Raw genomic sequence first — 16,750 nt, 5'->3', positions numbered from 1 at the left:
GCTCGCGCTGCAAGGTCTATAGGATATTCATGGAAACGGATGGCAAAAACCTTCGGCGTGGCTGGACCACCGGCACATGCGCTGCCGCGGCGACGAAGGCCGCCTGTCAGGCGCTTTTGACCGGTTCCTTTCCTGATCTTGTCGACGTCGAACTCCCAAATGGGTCGCGCCCGGCTTTCGTCCTGGCGACTGAAGAGAAGGGCGACGGGTTCGCCCGCGCAGGCATCGTCAAGGATGCCGGCGATGATCCCGATGTGACTCATGGCGCGCTGATCGAAAGCGCCGTGCGCCGAACCGCGAAGGGGAGCGGCATCCGTTTCAAGGCTGGCAAGGGAGTGGGTATCGTCACCCGGCCCGGTCTGCCGCTTTCGGTCGGAGAGCCCGCGATCAATCCTGTTCCAAGGCAGATGATCGCTTCGGCAATCCATGAGGTAGCGGGCTCGGACGCCGATTTCGAGGTAGAAATCTCAGTGCGCGACGGCGAGAAACTGGCGGAAAAAACGCTGAATGGACGGCTTGGCATCGTCGGTGGCCTCTCCATTCTCGGCACCACCGGCATCGTCATTCCCTTTTCCTGCTCGGCCTGGATCCACTCGATCTGGCGCGGTATCGATGTGGCGCGTGCTGAAGGGCTTCCCCATCTACTGGGAGCGACGGGCGATACATCGGAAAAGGCGGGGCAAGCCTTTTACGGGCTGCCCGAGACCGCCCTTATCGACATGGGCGATTTCATTGGCGGTATGCTCAAATACTTAAAAAGCCATCCGGTTCCAAGGGTAACAGTTGCGGGTGGTGTTGCGAAGATGACCAAGTTGGCCCAAGGTATGCTGGACGTGCATTCCAAGCGGGGACTGGCAGATCTGGAAGCGCTGGCAAAACTTGCGGAAGAGGCAGGTGCGACGACCGAGCTATCGGGCGCTCTCCGTCAAGCCAATATGGTAGCGCACGCCTTTCAATTGGCCGAGGCGGCGGGGATCGATCTTGGTGGTATGGTCGCGGAAAAGGCCTGGGCCACAGCAGCGAGCGCACTTGGCCGTAATGATATTGCTCTCGACATTCTGGTATTCGATCGTGATGGTTGCCTGAAGGGGCGTACCGCACCAACGCCATCCGATCGAGCTGCCCCTTATTCTGGGGACCGGATCGGCTAGGCTGTCATCAAGGCACGAGGCCGAAGATCACCGCGGCGACAAAGGCGAAGCAGATGCCGACGAGCGCTGTGTGGATCGATGCCTGCCAGCCGCGGTGCGGCGCGGTTGATGGCGTGAAATCTCTCGCTTTTCCTGCTTTGGAATAAGACATCGCACCCTCCTGTTCGTCCAAAAATCGGTACCGCCGATCTGCGGGATCATGACACTGAGAATATCGCTATTCACACGGGTTCAAGTAGGCACAAATTTCCATAAGATTGGTCTTGCGGGGAAAATACTGGTCGTGACTTGCCTCCCAACAAGGTCCGATCTACCGCATTCACGATTCCTTAACGCGTGACTGGTGTTTCGGTTCAAGCATAAGAAGGCGCAATGTTGGCGGATATCGATGCGATTATCATAGGGGCGGGCGTCATCGGCCTTGCAATCGGACGCAGGCTTGCTCGTGCTGGCCACTCCGTCATCGTCCTTGAAAAAGAAGGCGAATTTGGAGCCGCGACCTCCTCGCGAAACAGCGAGGTGATCCATGCCGGACTTTACTATCCGCAGGGCAGCCTGAAGGCCAGACTCTGTATCGAAGGGCGAAATCAGCTTTATCACTATTGCGAGAGCCACGGGGTCGCACACCGTCGCTGTGGCAAGTTGATCGTGGCAACAGACGAGGCAGAAGTTCTGCTGATCGAGGACTTGCAGCGCCGCGGTCTCGATAACGGCTGCGAGGCGCTGGATCTGATCAGTGCGTCCGAGGCCCGGCGTCTGGAACCGGCACTCTCCTGCAAGGCGGCCTTGTCGTCACCGATGACCGGCATCATCGATAGCCATGGCTACATGCTGGCGCTGCTTGGCGATATGGAAGATGCGGGCGGCAGCTTGGCCTACAGGGCGCCGTTCCTGCGCGCGGTCGTGGAGGAGGATGGCTTCCGGGTCTTCGTCGGCGGGAGCGAGCCGGTGGAATTGACCGGCCGAACGCTGATCAATGCGGGAGGGCTGGTTGCGCCGCAGATTGCCAGCGCCATCGAAGGACTGCCTTCGGCACATGTTCCTGAAGCCTATTATGCCAAGGGCTCCTATTTCTCGCTGAAAGGCAGAGCGCCATTTTCGCGACTCATCTATCCGGCACCCCATGCCCATGGGCTTGGCGTCCACCTGACGCTCGACATTGCCGGACAGGCGCGCTTCGGTCCGGATATCGAGTGGATCGACCGCATCGATTACGTCGTCGATCCAAAGCGCTCGGCGGGCTTTGACGAGGCGATCCGTCGATATTGGCCGGGATTGCCGGATAATGCGCTCCAGCCCGCCTATTCCGGCATCAGGCCGAAGATTTCTGGACCTTCAGAGCCCGCGATGGATTTTCGCATCGATGGACCGGAGCGCCATGGCGTTGCCGGCCTCGTCAATCTTTTCGGTATCGAAAGCCCTGGGCTCACGGCCTCTCTGGCGATTGCGGATGAGGTGGTTTTGAGATTGGCGTAGTTACACTCTCGCCGATCGTCAACCGCCCGCGTATTGCGTGTCGGTTACATGCTCCATCCAGTCCACCACCTTGCCGTCCTTCACTTCCTGAATGGCAATGTGGGTCATGGCAGTTTGCGGCGACGCGCCATGCCAATGCTTTTCCTCCGGTGCAAACCAGACGATATCGCCGGGCGCGATCTTCTCGATAGGGCCGCCTTCACGCTGCACCAGTCCCGATCCGGAGGTCACGATCAGTGTCTGACCAAGCGGATGGGTATGCCAAGCTGTGCGGGCACCGGGCTCAAAAGTTACCTGCGCGCCCTGCACGCGCTCTGCATCATGCGGATTGAACAGTGGATCGATGCGGACCGTTCCGGTGAAATAGTCGGAAGAGCCTTTGCCCGATGGTTTCGTGCCAGCGCGGGTGATTTCCATGATCATGTTCCTCGTCTCGTTAAAATCTCGAAGATCACGCGTATTTCGACAGCGCGTCCGCCATGATGGCGCTATCGACATTGCCCCCGGATGCAACAGCGATGACGGTATCGGTTTCCAGCTCATTGCCATGGAAAAGGGCGGCTGCCAGTGCCACGGCACCGCCCGGTTCCACCACGATTTTCAGGCGCTGGAAGGCGAGCACCATGGCCCGCAGCGCTTCTTCTTCGGTGACGGCAACGCCAGCACCACACAGGCGCTTGAGGATCGGAAAGGTGATGTTGCCGGGCTGCGGCGTGATGATCGCGTCGCAGATGGAGCCACTGAGGGCTACGTTTCTCTCGATCTTTCCCGAGGCGAGCGAGCGCGCCACGTCGTCGAAATGTTCGGGTTCTGCGGTACGGACCTTCAGGCCTAGGGCCTTGGCTTCTAAGGCAAGCGCGACACCCGATGTCAGCCCGCCGCCACCGCAGCAAACCAGCACCTCTGCTTTCTCGATGCCAGCCTCCTGCGCCTGTTCGGCAATCTCCAGCCCGACCGTTCCCTGGCCTGCGATCACCAGCGGTTCGTCATAGGGGCGAATCAAGGTCAGGCCGCGTTCTTCGGACAACGTCGCGCCGATTGCGTCACGGTCTTCATTGGCGCGATCATAGAGCACGACCTCGGCGCCATAGGCTTTGGTGTTTTCGATTTTGATCTTCGGTGCATCGCGCGGCATGATGATGACGGCGGGCACGCCGTGCAGGCTTGCCGCCAGTGCGACGCCCTGGGCGTGATTGCCGGAGGAAAAGGCGATGACGCCGCGCTTTCGCACCTCTGGTTCCAGTGCCGAGACCGCCGACCAGCCGCCGCGAAACTTGAAGGAGCCGGTGCGCTGCAGGCATTCCGGCTTGACCAGGACCTTGCGTCCGGCAATCTCGTCAAGAAAAGGGGAGGACATCAAGGGGGTGCGGATGGCCTCGCCATTCATGCGCTGGCGGGCCGCTTCGATCATCGCAATATCGGTCATCATCGTCTCACGTCATTCGAACTGCAGGCTACCATAGGGCCAAATGCGGCGACGTGAAGCCAAAAAATCCCCGGTCGAAGCCGGGGATCTTTGTGCGTCTGAGTTTGAAATTATGCCAGCGTGTAGGCCGTCTTCACCGTGGTGAAGAATTCGTTGGCATACTTGCCCTGCTCACGCGGGCCGAAGGACGATGCCTTACGGCCGCCGAAGGGAACGTGGAAGTCGACGCCTGCGGTTGGCAGGTTGACCATGACCATGCCGGCTTCGGCATTGCGCTTGAAGTGGGTGGCGTGCTTCAGGCTGGTGGTGGCGATGCCGGAGGACAGGCCGAAGGGCGTGTCGTTGGCAACGGCCAGAGCCTCGTCGTAATCCTTGACGCGGATGACTGAGGCGACCGGTCCGAAGATTTCCTCGCGCGAGATGCGCATGTCATTGGTGGCTTCGGTGAACAGGGTCGGCTGCAGGAAGAAGCCGGGGGTTTCGCGCTTCAGCACTTCGCCGCCAAAGGCCAGCTTCGCGCCCTCTTTTTTGCCGATTTCGATATAGTCGCAATCCTGCTTCAGCTGCTTTTCATCGACGACCGGTCCGACATGGGTGTCCTTCGACATGGCATTGCCGACATTGATCTTGGCCAGACGCTCGGAAAGCGCTGACACGAACTTGTCGTGAATGCCTTCGGTGACGATGATGCGCGAAGAGGCGGTGCAACGCTGTCCGGTAGAGTAGAAGCCGGAGTTGGCTGCAGCTTCCACGGCGACGCCGAGATCCGCATCATCGAGAACGACGAAGGGGTTCTTGCCGCCCATTTCCAGCTGGAACTTGCGGTTGAAAGGCAGCGACGAAGCTGCGACGCGCTGGCCAGTGCCGGTGGAGCCGGTAAAGGTGATGCCGGCAAGATCCGGGCTGTCGAGCATGGCTTGGCCGACGACGGAGCCGCGACCCATGACGAGGTTCAGAACGCCATTCGGCAGGCCTGCGCGATGCAGGATATCGACGATCGCCCATGCGCAACCGGGAACGAGGTCGGCAGGCTTGAAGACGATGGTGTTGCCGTAGCAAAGCGCCGGTGCAATCTTCCAGGCCGGAATGGCGATCGGGAAGTTCCAGGGCGTGATGATGCCGATGACGCCGAGAGGCTCGCGTGTGACTTCGACGCCGATATTCGGGCGAGCGGACGGAATGACCTCGCCTGCCAGGCGCAATGCTTCGCCGGCAAAGAAATCGAAAATCTGCGCGGCACGGATCGTTTCGCCGATGCCTTCGGCAAGAACCTTTCCTTCTTCGCGGGCCAGAAGCGCGCCGAGCTCGTCCTTGCGGGCGAGAATTTCGTCGGCGGTCTTCTTCAGGATGGCGTGACGCTCAAGAATGCCGGAGCGCGACCAGGCCGGAAATGCGGCCTTGGCTGCTGCAATCGCCTGCTTCGCGTCATCGGCGGAAGCCTGGGCGTAATGACCGACGACTTCGTTTGTGTCGGATGGATTGATGTTCTTCGACGTGTCAGCGCCGATCCACTCGCCGTTGATAAGGTTTTGATGAATTGTCATGGGTGTACTCCCTATAATATCTTGAATTCTTCGGCGTTCTGGCAGCGTCTGGGCGCTGCCTTCCTCCCGTGCGGGTGCGTCGCACGACTACGCGCGACGACGTCGGCGGTGACCCTATGTCATGTCATCCCATCGCGAAAGGCGTCTGCCCATCTAATTGTATGATTTTTTAATCAGCTCTCATGCTCTCGCTTGTTGAGCCTTTCCAGATGCAGCAGCAGGCCGCTATGATCCTTGTCTGCGCCACCGTCGTTGACGAAGGCATCGAAGGCGCGGGTCACTTCTTCCGTCAGTGGCAGCGCCAGATCGAGATCCTTGGCGGTTGCCAGAACGCCGTTCAAATCCTTCAGCTGGAACTTCGACGGACCGCCGGGGGTGAAGTTGCGTTTCACCATGCGCTCGCCATGCAGTTCCAGAATGCGGCTTTCGGCAAAGCCGCCACGGATGGCGTTGCGGAAGCCTTCACGCGATGCGCCACCCGCTTCGACCAGCATCATGGCTTCTGCCACCGCGCCGATGGTGATGGCGACGATCTGCTGGTTGGCGAGCTTGCAAAGCTGTCCCGCCCCGGATGGTCCAACATAGGTCAACCGCCCCATGGCGGAGAAGATATCGCCAAGGCTTGTCACCGTCGCCTCGTCGCCACCGGCCATGATCGCCAGCGTTCCGGCTGTCGCCCCCGGCACGCCGCCGGAGACGGGTGCGTCCACATGAGCAATGCCCAGCGCTTTCAGTTTTTGCGAATGGTCACGGGCAATTGGCGGTGCAATCGAACTGCTATCGATGACGATGGCGCCTTTTCCCAGCGCGTTGGCAACGCCCATGTCGAACAGCACATTGCCGACAGCGTTGCCATCGCTCAGCATCGTGATGACGATATTGGCGCCTTTGGCGGCCTCAGCGGGAGAGGCGGCAAGCATGGCGCCATCCTCCATCAGCGCCTGTGCTTTCTCCGTGCTGCGGTTCCAGACGCGAACTGTGAAGCCTGCCTTCAACAGGTTGCGGGCCATCGGTCCGCCCATCAGGCCGGTGCCGAGAAAGGCTATGGTGCGTGCTTGTTTGTCAGATCCCGTCATTTCAGCGAACCTCCCAGCTCGTCTTCGATATGGACCTTGATGATCTCTTCGAAATTCGTTTCGGCGGTGAAGCCCAGTTCGCGGGCGCGGGTGGCTTCAAAGCCGGGAGCCCAGCCTTCGCACATGCGCATGATCATCTCATTCGGCTCGCGGCGGATAAGGCTGACGGCCTTTTCGCCGGCGACCTTACGCAGCGCCTCGATCTGCTCGCCGACCGTTGCACTCAGGCCCGGCATGGAAAGATTGCGCCGGGGACCGACCTTGTCGGAATCGATGGTTGCGCCATGCAGCAGGAAGCCGACAGCCGAACGCGGCGAAGCATGCCAGTGGCGGATGGTCTCTGGCACTGGCAGCACGGCTTCCTGGCCTACCAGCGGCTCGCGCAGAATGTTGGAGAAGAAGCCGGACGCGGCAGCATTCGGCTTTCCGGGACGGATGCAGATCGTCGGCAGGCGAATGCCGATGCCTTCGAAGAAACCGCGGCGGGTGTAATCGGACAGCAGCAACTCCGAAATCGCTTTCTGCGTACCATAGCTGGTCAAAGGCGTGGTGTGGAAATCGTCGGGGATCGGGTATGGCAGCGGCGCGCCGAAGACGGCGATGGACGAGGTGAAGACCACACGCGGCTTGTAGCCATCCTGACCGTTGGCAATTCGGATTGCGTCGAAAAGATAGCGCGTGCCATCCAGATTGATGCGATAGCCCTTGTCGAAATCGAGCTCGGCTTCGCCAGAGACGATGGCCGCCAGATGGAAGATCACATCGGGTCTTGCGGAAACCAGCTTTTCGGCCTCGCCGGGCGCGGAAAGATCGGCTGCGCGCGCATCGACCGTGCCATCGAAGCCGGCGGGCGGCTCTGGTTGAAACACGTCGATCAGCGTGAATTTCTCGATGGCCCTGCCGCTCAGACCTCCTTCACGAACCAATCTTTCGGTCAGCTTTCGCCCCACCATTCCGGCTGCCCCGATAATCGCGATATGCATCCTGTGTCTCCTCCTCACCGTCCAAAAATTTAACTTGTAAGGTTGTCTGATAACCTTATATTGCTAGCTTGAAAACAGTATTTTGAAAAACCGAAAAATTTAAGAGCGGAGACGCCAAAGTAGCGTTACCGCCGGGGTGGAGGCGAGAGGGCAGATGCTCAAGGGTCAAGAGCGATCACGCGAGGAGTTGCAGGCGTCCTTAACGGCCAGTCTTGGCGATGAGCTGGTTCTGACGGACACGACAGACATGGTTCGCTATTGTCGCGACTGGCATGGCGATGTGTCCAGTGGCGCGGTCGCCGTCATTCGCCCCCGTAATGTGGAGGACGTCGCCGCCGCCGTCAGGCTCTGCGCAGAGCTTGGTCTTGCTATCGTGCCGCAGGGCGGCAATACCGGTCTCGTGCTCGGCGGCGTTCCCGACGCGCCGGACCGCCAGGTCGTTCTCAGCCTCGAGCGCATGAACGCTATCCGTTCCATCGATACGGAAGACTTTTCTGCCGTGGTGGAGGCGGGCTGCATCCTGTCGGAATTCAAGGATGCGGTGCAGGAAAAGGGCATGTTTTTCCCACTGTCTCTCGGTGCGCAAGGGTCATGCCGCATCGGCGGTAATGTCTCGACCAATGCCGGCGGCATCAATGTGCTTCGCTATGGCATGACGCGAGAGCTGGTGCTCGGTCTTGAAGTGGTGCTGCCGGATGGAACGATCTGGAACGGTCTCTCGACACTTCGCAAGGACAATCGCGGCATCGACCTCAAGCAGCTTTTCATTGGCGCGGAAGGCACGCTCGGCATCGTCACTGCCGTGTCGGTCAAGCTCTATCCAAATCCCGATCATGTCGAGACCGCGCTCCTCGGGTTGAACTCGCTTGATGACGCGATCAAGCTTTACCGTCGCGCCCGCCGGGAGTGCTGCGATCTGATGTCAGCCTTCGAATTCATGCCTCCGGTCGCCTTCGCACTTGCCATGGAAGCAATTCCCGCTCTGAAAATGCCGATCGCGGACAATTACGCAGCCTATGTGCTGATGGAAATTTCCGGCTCGGGTCTGGTCGATACCGGCGATCTTATGAGCCGCTTCCTCGAAGGCGTTATGGAAGACGGGCTTGTGCTCGATGGCGTCATTGCCTCCTCGCGTGCGCAGGCGCAATCGCTCTGGCTGTTCCGCGAGGGCATGAATGAGGGGCAGGCGCTGCGTGGCGCCCATATGCGCACCGATATTTCCGTGCCGCTTTCCCGCCTTGCTCAGTTCGTTGCGGAGGCGGAAGCCGAGCTCGCCAAACAATTGCCGGAATGCCTGGCGGTTTCCTATGGTCATGTCGGAGACGGCAATGTGCATCTCAACGTGCTTCCGCCTAACGGCAGCACGCGGGAAGAGCGGGATGCGTTCATCTATAAGGCCAAGGTCATCGTCAACACGGTGCTCGACCGCTACGCAGGCAGCATCAGCGCTGAACACGGCATTGGCCGATTGAAGCGGGAGGATTTCGAAAGCCGGCTTGGTTACGTGCAGCGGGATATGATCGAGCGGCTGAAAGCCGCTTTCGATCCGCAGCTTCGCATGAATCCCGGTTGCCAGCTTGCCGTACAAGTGGCTAGCTAGAAGAAGTAGAAATGCGCCCTCATCGGCGTTTCGTGTCCACCGGGAGCCATCATGACGTTGGAGTTCAATCAGATTCACCGCGCAGATCATCTTCCCGGCCGTATTGCTGCGGAGATCGCGCGTGAGATCAATGATGGAAAGCTGAAAGCCGGTGACAAGCTACCGACGGAGCATGCGCTCTCCAAAACCTTCGGGGTTAGTCGCTCTGTCATCCGCGAAGCGATTGCTCAGCTGCGCAACGAGGGTGCGGTCGAAACCCGCCAGGGTGTCGGCGCTTTCGTCACCGATCCGAGGCAGCGCGTTTCTATCCGTATCGAACGATCCAAACTCAACGATCCGGATAATTTCCGCGATCTCTTTCAGTTGCGCATGCCTCTTGAAATAGAGGCGGCAGGACTTGCTGCCGTCCACCGCACGGACGCGCAACTGGAGCGGCTGAAGACGGCGGTCCACAACATGCGCCACGCGCCGGTATGGGAAAAGGACGGGATTGCGGCCGATCTCGATTTCCATCGGACGCTCGCCGACGCCACCCAGAACGATTACTTCTCGATGTTCCTGGGCTTTATTGCAGAACGGATCAGTTCGGCCATCAACACAGCCTTTTCCCGCGCCGTCTTCGGCGAGATTCTTGAAACCACGATTGCTGAGCATGTGGCGATCTATGAAGCGGTTGCCGCCTCAGATTCGTCGGCTGCCCGGGCTGCAATGCGCGCGCATCTGTCCGGTGCCGCCGAGCGCGTCAATCTCCATCTCGAAGTCTATTCCTGAGCAAGGGCACTACTGCTTGTCCGCGCCGGTTTTGATTTTACGACTTTCCGCCGAGATTCGAAGCAATGCAGGCTGGACTAAGCGTTTTTCTCATACTAAGAAGATGTACGTATTCAGGTTGTCAGACATCCAGACAATATAGGTGCTGTGGAGGCAGCTGTCGGATGGTCTGAAAGTGGGAGGGATAAGGCTTGGTCGGAATCAGGACTGTCGAATCAGCTGCAATTTTGCCGGAAGACCATCAGGATGCCATCCTGATCGGTCGCGTCTGGTCCAAGAGCGAAGATGGCCCGTGTCCCGTCCTGTTGAAGGACGGTGTTCTCTACGATCTTTCCAGCCTCGCGCCGACCGTTTCGGAACTGCTGGAAAAGCATGATCTCATCAATCGTCTGGCCGACACCATGCAATTTGCTGCACTCGGGGCCTTTGACGCTTTTCTTGATGGTTCGGCTGGACAACTGCTTGCGCCGAACGACATTCAGGCGGTGAAGGCTGCCGGCGTTACCTTCGCCGATAGTATGCTGGAACGCGTCATCGAAGAACAGGCAAAGGGTGATCCGCAGCGCGCACAGGAAATTCGCGGCCGCCTGGCCCCCGTGCTTGGCGATAGCCTCAAGGGTGTCGAGGCGGGCTCCGAAAAGGCTGCCGAGGTTAAGCGCCTGCTGCAGGAAATGGGCCTTTGGTCGCAATATCTGGAGGTCGGTATCGGCCCCGACGCGGAGATTTTCTCCAAGGCGCAGCCCTTGTCGTCCGTTGGCTGCGGCTCGTTGATCGGTGTTCATCCGAAGTCGCAGTGGAACAATCCCGAGCCGGAAGTCGTGCTGGCCGTCACCTCCGACGGTCGCATCGTCGGTGCAGCGCTCGGTAACGACGTCAACTTGCGAGATTTCGAAGGGCGCTCCGCCCTGTTGCTCAGCAAGGCGAAAGACAACAACGCTTCCTGCTCGATCGGCCCGTTCATCCGTCTTTTCGATGGCAAGTTCACGCTGGACGACGTCAAGCAGGCGCAGATTTCGTTGCTCGTCGAAGGTGAAGATGGTTTCACCATGACGGGTGTGAGCCCAATGCAGGCGATCAGCCGCACGCCGGAAAACCTGGTGTCGCAGCTCTTGAACCGCGATCACCAGTATCCGGACGGCGCCGTCTTCTTTCTCGGCACGATGTTCGCTCCGGTCAAGGATCGTCATGGCCCGGGCCTTGGTTTCACCCATGCCAAGGGTGACCGCGTGGAAATCTCAAGCCCGAGGTTGGGTAAGCTGGTCAACTGGGTGGCCAGCACATCCGATTGTCCGGAATGGACCTTCGGCACCACGGCATTGATGCGCAATCTCGCAAAGCGCGGGCTTCTATAATCTCCGTTGCCGGGCGAGTTCGCCTGGCGCGGCACGCATATCCTTAAGGCTTAGACCGTTGCGCGCGCACCTTCGTGTGTCCGCGCCGCCTCGCAGCATTCTCGGGAGGGGAAGATGCAGAAAGTCATCAATCTTTTTTACCGCATCCTCGAGACCATTCTCGTCGCGCTTCTCGCAGGCATGGCAATCATGGTCTTCGTCAATGTGGTCATGCGCTACACCATGAATTCCGGCATCAATGTCTCGGAAGAACTGGCGCGCTATTTCTTCGTCTGGATCACCTTCGTCGGTGCGGTCGTGACCTTCCGTGAAAACAGCCATATGGGCATCGAAACGCTGGTGATGTTCCTGTCGCGGCGCATGCGCATATTCTGCATGATCCTGTCGAACATCATCATCCTTCTTTGCTCGGCGATCTTCTTCTGGGGGACATGGAAGCAGTCCGGCATCAATGCCAGCATGCATGCGCCGGTCACGGGTCTGTCGATGATCTGGGTTTATGGCATCGGCATGTTCACCGGCGGCATTATGTTCATCATCGCACTGGAACGGCTCTACCGGTTTCTGACGGGCAAGGTTCGCGAAGACGAGATTGCCGCCTTTGCCGGTGAAAATCTCACCATCGAACAGCTTTCGGAGCGCTGACACATGACACTTTTCGTTTTTGTCGGCTCGCTCCTCGGCGCCATGGCCATCGGTGTTCCGGTCGCCTTCTCGCTGATGTTCTGCGGCGTCGTGCTGATGTGGTACATGGGCATGTTCAACACGGCGATCATCGCCCAGAACATGATTTCCGGCGCCGATACCTTCACGCTGCTCGCCATTCCCTTCTTCATCCTGGCGGGTGAGTTGATGAATTCCGGCGGACTGTCGCGCCGCATCATCGATTTTGCCATTGCACTCGTGGGCCATATTCGCGGCGGTCTCGGTATCGTTGCCATCGTCGCTGCGATCATCATGGCATCGATTTCCGGTTCGGCCGCAGCCGATACCGCAGCACTTGCGGCGATCCTCATCCCGATGATGGCGAAGGCCGGTTACAACATTCCCCGTTCCGGCGGTCTGATTGCTGCCGGTGGCATCATCGCCCCCGTTATCCCACCGTCCATGGCCTTTATCGTCTTCGGTGTGGCGGCAAACGTGTCGATTACCCAACTCTTCCTTGCCGGCATCGTGCCTGGCGTCCTGATGGGCGCATCCCTGATCATCGCCTGGCTGATCGTCGTGCGTAAGGACAATGTCCAGCCGCTGCCGAAGACGACGGCAAAGGAACGTCTCGTGGCAACGGGTCGCGCCGGATGGGCGCTCGGCATGCCGGTTATCATTCTCGGTGGCATCAAGGCCGGGATCATGACGCCGACGGAAGCCGCGGTCATTGCCGCCGCTTATGCACTCTTCGTCGGTATGGTCATCTACCGCGAGCTGAAGCCTGCGGATCTGTGGCATGTGCTGCTTCGCGCTGCCAAGAGCACATCGATCATCATGTTCCTCGTTGCTGCAGCGCTGGTTTCGGCCTGGTTGATAACCGCTGCCAATATTCCGGCGGAAGTTGCGGGCTATATCGAGCCGCTGATCGACCGTCCGATGCTGCTCATGGCCGTAATCATGGTGCTGGTCTTCGTGGTCGGTACCGCGCTCGATCTGACGCCGACTATCCTGATCCTGACGCCCGTTCTGATGCCGATCATCAAGCAGGCGGGTATCGATCCGGTCTATTTCGGCGTGCTCTTCATCATCAACAATGCCATCGGCCTCATTACGCCGCCGGTCGGTGTTGTCCTCAACGTGGTGTCGGGCGTCGGGCGCATTCCGCTGGGCAAGGTGACGGTCGGCGTCTGGCCGTTCCTGGTCGCCGAAACCATCGTGCTCGCTCTTCTGGTGATCTTTCCGCAGATCGTCATGGTGCCGCTGCAATATCTGCGGTGAGGAATACTCCTCACTCCACCACATTCGCGGCCGTAAAGCCGCACACATCTTGACTGGACTTGCTCAATTCCAAGGGAGGAAAACATGAGAAAGCTACTTCTACTCACAACAGCCATCGCCTTCACCGCCGGTGCCACGGCACCTGCTTTCGCCGAATACAACAGCCGCATGATCCGCGTGTCGAATGGCATCAATCAGGACCACCCGGTCGGCAACGGCATCAAGGCCATGCAGGCCTGCCTCGATGACAAGACCGGTGGCAAGCTGAAGATGACGGCCTTCTGGGGCGGCGCTCTCGGCGGCGACCTTCAGGCAACGCAGGCACTGCGTTCTGGCGTCCAGGAAGCAGTCGTGACGTCCTCCTCACCGCTCGTCGGCCTGATCCCGGCACTCGGCGTCTTCGATCTGCCCTTCCTGTTCTCCAACACGAAGGAAGTCGACGCCGTTCTCGACGGCGAGTTCGGCGACATGATGAACAAGAAGCTGGAAGAGCAGGGCCTCGTAAACCTTGCCTATTGGGAAAACGGCTTCCGCAATCTGTCCAACTCCAAGCGCGCGGTCGACAAGTGGGAAGACTTCTCCGGCCTCAAAGTCCGCGTGATGCAGAACAACATCTTCCTCGACACCTTCCAGAACCTCGGTGCCAATGCCACGCCGATGGCCTTCGGTGAAGTGTTCTCGGCGCTGGAAACCAACGCGATCGACGCACAAGAAAACCCCTATGTGACGATCGACACCTCCAAGTTCTACGAGGTGCAGAAATTCGTCACCGAGACGAACCACGCTTACACGCCGTTCCTCTTCCTCTTCTCCAAGCCGATCTTTGACAGCTACACGCCCGAAGAGCAGACGGCTCTGCGCGAATGCGCGATCGTTGGTCGTGACGAAGAGCGCAAGGTCATCCGCGCGCTGAACCAGAAGTCGCTCGACAAGATCAAGGAAGCTGGTCTGAAGGTGAACGTTCTGTCTGCGGAAGAGCAGGCGCGTATCCGCGAAAAGTCTGCGGTCGTCTACGAAAAGCACAAGGCTGAAATCGGTGCGGATGTCGTTGACGGCATTCAGGCCAAGCTCAAGGAAGTTCGCGCCCAGTAACAGTCTATCCCATAATCGCCGCTGGCCGCCTGCAAATGGCAATTTCTGCGCTTCCGGTGCTCACGTACTCAAGTACGCTGCGCTCCGGTTCTCGAAATTACTATTTTCGGCAGGCCAGCGGCAATTCTTGAACAGATTGCGCGACGTAGAGCCTCAGATGAAAAACGCCCGGTGACAGATCGTCGCCGGGCGTTTGTCGTTTCGTAGGACCTACGGGTTGATGAAGACCTTACGCCGCCACAGGCTTGTTCTGGCGGTTCTCGATCAGGTCGTCGACGACTGCGGGATCGGCAAGTGTCGAGGTATCCCCCAGCGCGCCAAAATCGTCTTCGGCGATCTTGCGCAGAATGCGGCGCATGATCTTGCCGGATCGGGTTTTCGGCAGGCCCGGTGCGAACTGGATCTTGTCCGGCGTTGCCACCGGTCCGATCTCATCGCGCACATGCTTGATAAGTTCGGCGCGTAGCGCTTCGTCGCCGGTCTTGCCCGCCATCAGCGTGACATAGCAATAAATGCCCTGTCCCTTGATATGGTGCGGATAGCCAACCACAGCCGCTTCCGAAACGGCGCTGTGCGAGACGAGCGCCGATTCCACTTCCGCGGTGCCGAGGCGGTGGCCAGAGACGTTCAGCACGTCATCGACGCGGCCGGTGATCCAGTAATAGCCGTCCTCGTCGCGCCGGCATCCATCGCCGGTGAAGTACTTCCCCTTATAGGTGGAGAAATAGGTCTCGATGAACCGCTGGTGATCGCCATAGACGGTGCGTGCCTGTCCCGGCCAGCTGTCGATGATGCAGAGGTTGCCGTCGGCTGCCCCTTCCAGCACCTTGCCTTCGGCATCGACGAGCTGCGGCTGGACACCGAAGAAGGGACGGGTGGCAGAGCCGGGCTTCAGGTCGGTTGCGCCGGGGAGCGGCGAAATCAGAATGCCGCCGGTTTCCGTCTGCCACCATGTGTCGACGATCGGGCTCTTGTCCTCGCCGACCACGTGATAATACCACTCCCAGGCTTCCGGGTTGATCGGCTCGCCGACCGTGCCGAGCAGGCGGATGCTGGAACGCTCGGACCGTTTGACGAATTCGTCGCCGGCACCCATCAGCGACCGAAGCGCGGTGGGTGCGGTGTAGAAGATATTGACCTTGTGCTTGTCGATGACTTCCCAGAAACGTCCTTGGTCGGGGAAGTTCGGTACGCCTTCAAACATCAGCGTCGTGGCACAATTGGCGAGCGGTCCGTAGACGATATAGGAGTGGCCGGTCACCCAGCCGACATCGGCCGTACACCAGTAGATATCGCCATCCTTGTAATCGAAGACATATTCATGCGTCATCGACACATAGACGAGATAGCCGCCCGTGGTGTGCAGAACACCCTTCGGCTTGCCGGTGGAGCCTGAGGTGTAGAGAATGAAGAGCGGGTCTTCCGCCTTCATCTTCACCGGCTCGCAATGGGGTTTTACGTTTGCGGTTTCCTGATGATACCAGAGGTCGCGACCGGGCGCCCAGTTGGTCTTGCCGCCGGTGCGGCGCACGACCAGAACCTTGTTGACGATGACATGCTGGCGCGCGGCGATATGGATCGCCTTGTCGGTGTTTTCCTTGAGCGGAATGGGCTTGCCGCCGCGCACGCCTTCATCGCAGGTGATGACGAAGGTGGACTGGCAGTCGACGATGCGCCCCGCCAGCGCTTCCGGCGAAAAGCCGCCAAAGACCACGGAATGGATGGCGCCGATGCGGGCGCAGGCAAGCATCGCATAGGCCGCTTCCGGGATCATCGGCATGTAGATCGTGACGCGGTCGCCCTTCTTGACGCCATGCTTTTTCAGCACGTTGGAAAGGCGGCAGACGGCGTCATAGAGCTGATTATAGGTGATCTTCTTGTCGATATAGGGGTTGTCGCCTTCCCAGATGATCGCGGTGCGCTCGCCGTGGGTTTTCAGGTGACGGTCGATGCAGTTGTAGGAGACGTTTGTCTGGCCGTCCTCGAACCACTTGATCGGTACCTTGCCCTTGAAGGAGGTGTTCTTGACCTTGGTATAGGGTTTGAACCAGTCGATCCGCTTGCCGTGCTTGCCCCAGAACTTTTCCGGATCTTCCACGCTGTCCTGATACCATTTCAGATAGCGGTCATTGTCGATCAGCGTGCCGGTCTTGGCCGATTTGAGAACCGGGTAGATCTTCGAAGCCATGAACTCCTCCTCATGCAGATTGTCTTTTTAAGTCTGGAGACTCCTTTCTCCAGTCATGTGCTCAATTCATAACAGGTTGGTGACGTCCGGCAATTAGACAAAGGTCATTTGTCGCGCGAACAATTGCAATTCTGATGCAGTCCGGTTATAGAACGGTCATATTCC

The 16,750-nt window shown here is 59.2% G+C and carries 15 protein-coding genes; 8 read left to right on the top strand and 7 right to left on the bottom strand.

Translation table 11 applies throughout. The features are described 5' to 3' along the window. Positions 1-29: 29 nt before the first annotated feature. The gene (locus tag QZ862_RS08490) at positions 30-1,151 is read left to right on the top strand and encodes a cobalt-precorrin-5B (C(1))-methyltransferase (protein ID WP_296099116.1); all 1,122 of its coding nucleotides are present in this window, start codon (positions 30-32) and stop codon (positions 1,149-1,151) included. Positions 1,152-1,158: 7 nt separating this feature from the next. On the opposite strand, the gene QZ862_RS08485 is transcribed toward QZ862_RS08490, so the two are convergent. Further along, positions 1,159-1,302: a hypothetical protein gene (locus QZ862_RS08485; RefSeq protein WP_165457044.1), complete on the bottom strand. Its 144-nt coding sequence runs from the start codon at positions 1,300-1,302 to the stop codon at positions 1,159-1,161. 224 nt (positions 1,303-1,526) lie between these two features. Here QZ862_RS08485 and QZ862_RS08480 point away from each other — a divergent pair, with 224 nt between their 5' ends. After that, positions 1,527-2,627: an NAD(P)/FAD-dependent oxidoreductase gene (locus QZ862_RS08480; protein WP_296099113.1), complete on the top strand. Its 1,101-nt coding sequence runs from the start codon at positions 1,527-1,529 to the stop codon at positions 2,625-2,627. An 18-nt stretch (positions 2,628-2,645) separates the two neighbouring features. On the opposite strand, the gene QZ862_RS08475 is transcribed toward QZ862_RS08480, so the two are convergent. The 5 genes from QZ862_RS08475 to denD form a co-directional block, all read right to left on the bottom strand. Further along, complete coding sequence (locus tag QZ862_RS08475) at positions 2,646-3,044, bottom strand: cupin domain-containing protein (protein ID WP_296098968.1); 399 nt, start codon at positions 3,042-3,044, stop codon at positions 2,646-2,648. 34 nt (positions 3,045-3,078) lie between these two features. Continuing rightward, on the bottom strand, positions 3,079-4,053 hold the full coding sequence (locus QZ862_RS08470) for a threonine/serine dehydratase (RefSeq protein WP_296099110.1): 975 nt from the start codon (positions 4,051-4,053) through the stop codon (positions 3,079-3,081). A 110-nt stretch (positions 4,054-4,163) separates the two neighbouring features. After that, positions 4,164-5,597 (bottom strand): aldehyde dehydrogenase family protein, encoded by a 1,434-nt coding sequence (locus QZ862_RS08465; RefSeq protein ID WP_296098967.1) that lies wholly within the window; start codon positions 5,595-5,597, stop codon positions 4,164-4,166. 173 nt (positions 5,598-5,770) lie between these two features. Beyond that, positions 5,771-6,673 (bottom strand): NAD(P)-dependent oxidoreductase, encoded by a 903-nt coding sequence (locus QZ862_RS08460; RefSeq protein WP_296098966.1) that lies wholly within the window; start codon positions 6,671-6,673, stop codon positions 5,771-5,773. Then, a complete protein-coding gene (denD, locus tag QZ862_RS08455) occupies positions 6,670-7,656 on the bottom strand; it encodes a D-erythronate dehydrogenase (RefSeq protein ID WP_296019277.1) in 987 nt (328 codons plus the stop codon). The genes QZ862_RS08460 and denD overlap by 4 nt, the downstream gene beginning before the upstream one ends. A 154-nt stretch (positions 7,657-7,810) precedes the next feature. Here denD and QZ862_RS08450 point away from each other — a divergent pair, with 154 nt between their 5' ends. The 6 genes from QZ862_RS08450 (at position 7,811) to QZ862_RS08425 (ending at position 14,397) form a co-directional block, all read left to right on the top strand. Then, a complete protein-coding gene (locus tag QZ862_RS08450; protein ID WP_296098963.1) occupies positions 7,811-9,256 on the top strand; it encodes an FAD-binding oxidoreductase in 1,446 nt (481 codons plus the stop codon). A gap of 51 nt (positions 9,257-9,307) precedes the next feature. Further along, a complete protein-coding gene (locus QZ862_RS08445) occupies positions 9,308-10,027 on the top strand; it encodes a FadR/GntR family transcriptional regulator (protein WP_296098960.1) in 720 nt (239 codons plus the stop codon). 191 nt (positions 10,028-10,218) lie between these two features. Then, the gene (locus QZ862_RS08440; protein WP_296098958.1) at positions 10,219-11,379 is read left to right on the top strand and encodes a fumarylacetoacetate hydrolase family protein; all 1,161 of its coding nucleotides are present in this window, start codon (positions 10,219-10,221) and stop codon (positions 11,377-11,379) included. 114 nt (positions 11,380-11,493) lie between these two features. After that, on the top strand, positions 11,494-12,024 hold the full coding sequence (locus QZ862_RS08435; protein WP_296098955.1) for a TRAP transporter small permease: 531 nt from the start codon (positions 11,494-11,496) through the stop codon (positions 12,022-12,024). 3 nt (positions 12,025-12,027) lie between these two features. Next, positions 12,028-13,305, top strand: coding sequence for a TRAP transporter large permease subunit (locus QZ862_RS08430; RefSeq protein ID WP_296034827.1), 1,278 nt, complete (start codon positions 12,028-12,030; stop codon positions 13,303-13,305). A gap of 84 nt (positions 13,306-13,389) precedes the next feature. Further along, positions 13,390-14,397, top strand: a complete 1,008-nt coding sequence (locus QZ862_RS08425; protein WP_296019297.1) for a TRAP transporter substrate-binding protein — start codon at positions 13,390-13,392, stop codon at positions 14,395-14,397. 229 nt (positions 14,398-14,626) lie between these two features. On the opposite strand, the gene acs is transcribed toward QZ862_RS08425, so the two are convergent. Continuing rightward, entirely contained in the window at positions 14,627-16,585 is a 1,959-nt protein-coding gene (acs, locus tag QZ862_RS08420; RefSeq protein ID WP_296098953.1) for an acetate--CoA ligase, read from the bottom strand. Positions 16,586-16,750: the final 165 nt, after the last annotated feature.

The organism is uncultured Agrobacterium sp., assembly GCA_913777615.1.
Lineage (GTDB): Bacteria > Pseudomonadota > Alphaproteobacteria > Rhizobiales > Rhizobiaceae > Agrobacterium.
The sequence above is the reverse complement of the archived record's forward strand: the minus strand, read 5'-3'. Positions and strand labels throughout refer to the sequence as shown.

Excerpts from the sequence above, each read along its gene's own strand:
- QZ862_RS08490 (WP_296099116.1), top strand. The coding sequence starts at position 30 with ATGGAAACGGATGGCAAAAACCTTCGGCGTGGCTGGACCACCGGCACA.
- QZ862_RS08485 (WP_165457044.1), bottom strand. The coding sequence starts at position 1,302 with ATGTCTTATTCCAAAGCAGGAAAAGCGAGAGATTTCACGCCATCAACC.
- QZ862_RS08475 (WP_296098968.1), bottom strand. The coding sequence starts at position 3,044 with ATGGAAATCACCCGCGCTGGCACGAAACCATCGGGCAAAGGCTCTTCC.
- QZ862_RS08470 (WP_296099110.1), bottom strand. The coding sequence starts at position 4,053 with ATGACCGATATTGCGATGATCGAAGCGGCCCGCCAGCGCATGAATGGC.
- QZ862_RS08465 (WP_296098967.1), bottom strand. The coding sequence starts at position 5,597 with ATGACAATTCATCAAAACCTTATCAACGGCGAGTGGATCGGCGCTGAC.
- QZ862_RS08460 (WP_296098966.1), bottom strand. The coding sequence starts at position 6,673 with ATGACGGGATCTGACAAACAAGCACGCACCATAGCCTTTCTCGGCACC.
- denD (WP_296019277.1), bottom strand. The coding sequence starts at position 7,656 with ATGCATATCGCGATTATCGGGGCAGCCGGAATGGTGGGGCGAAAGCTG.
- QZ862_RS08450 (WP_296098963.1), top strand. The coding sequence starts at position 7,811 with ATGCTCAAGGGTCAAGAGCGATCACGCGAGGAGTTGCAGGCGTCCTTA.
- QZ862_RS08445 (WP_296098960.1), top strand. The coding sequence starts at position 9,308 with ATGACGTTGGAGTTCAATCAGATTCACCGCGCAGATCATCTTCCCGGC.
- QZ862_RS08435 (WP_296098955.1), top strand. The coding sequence starts at position 11,494 with ATGCAGAAAGTCATCAATCTTTTTTACCGCATCCTCGAGACCATTCTC.
- QZ862_RS08430 (WP_296034827.1), top strand. The coding sequence starts at position 12,028 with ATGACACTTTTCGTTTTTGTCGGCTCGCTCCTCGGCGCCATGGCCATC.
- QZ862_RS08425 (WP_296019297.1), top strand. The coding sequence starts at position 13,390 with ATGAGAAAGCTACTTCTACTCACAACAGCCATCGCCTTCACCGCCGGT.
- acs (WP_296098953.1), bottom strand. The coding sequence starts at position 16,585 with ATGGCTTCGAAGATCTACCCGGTTCTCAAATCGGCCAAGACCGGCACG.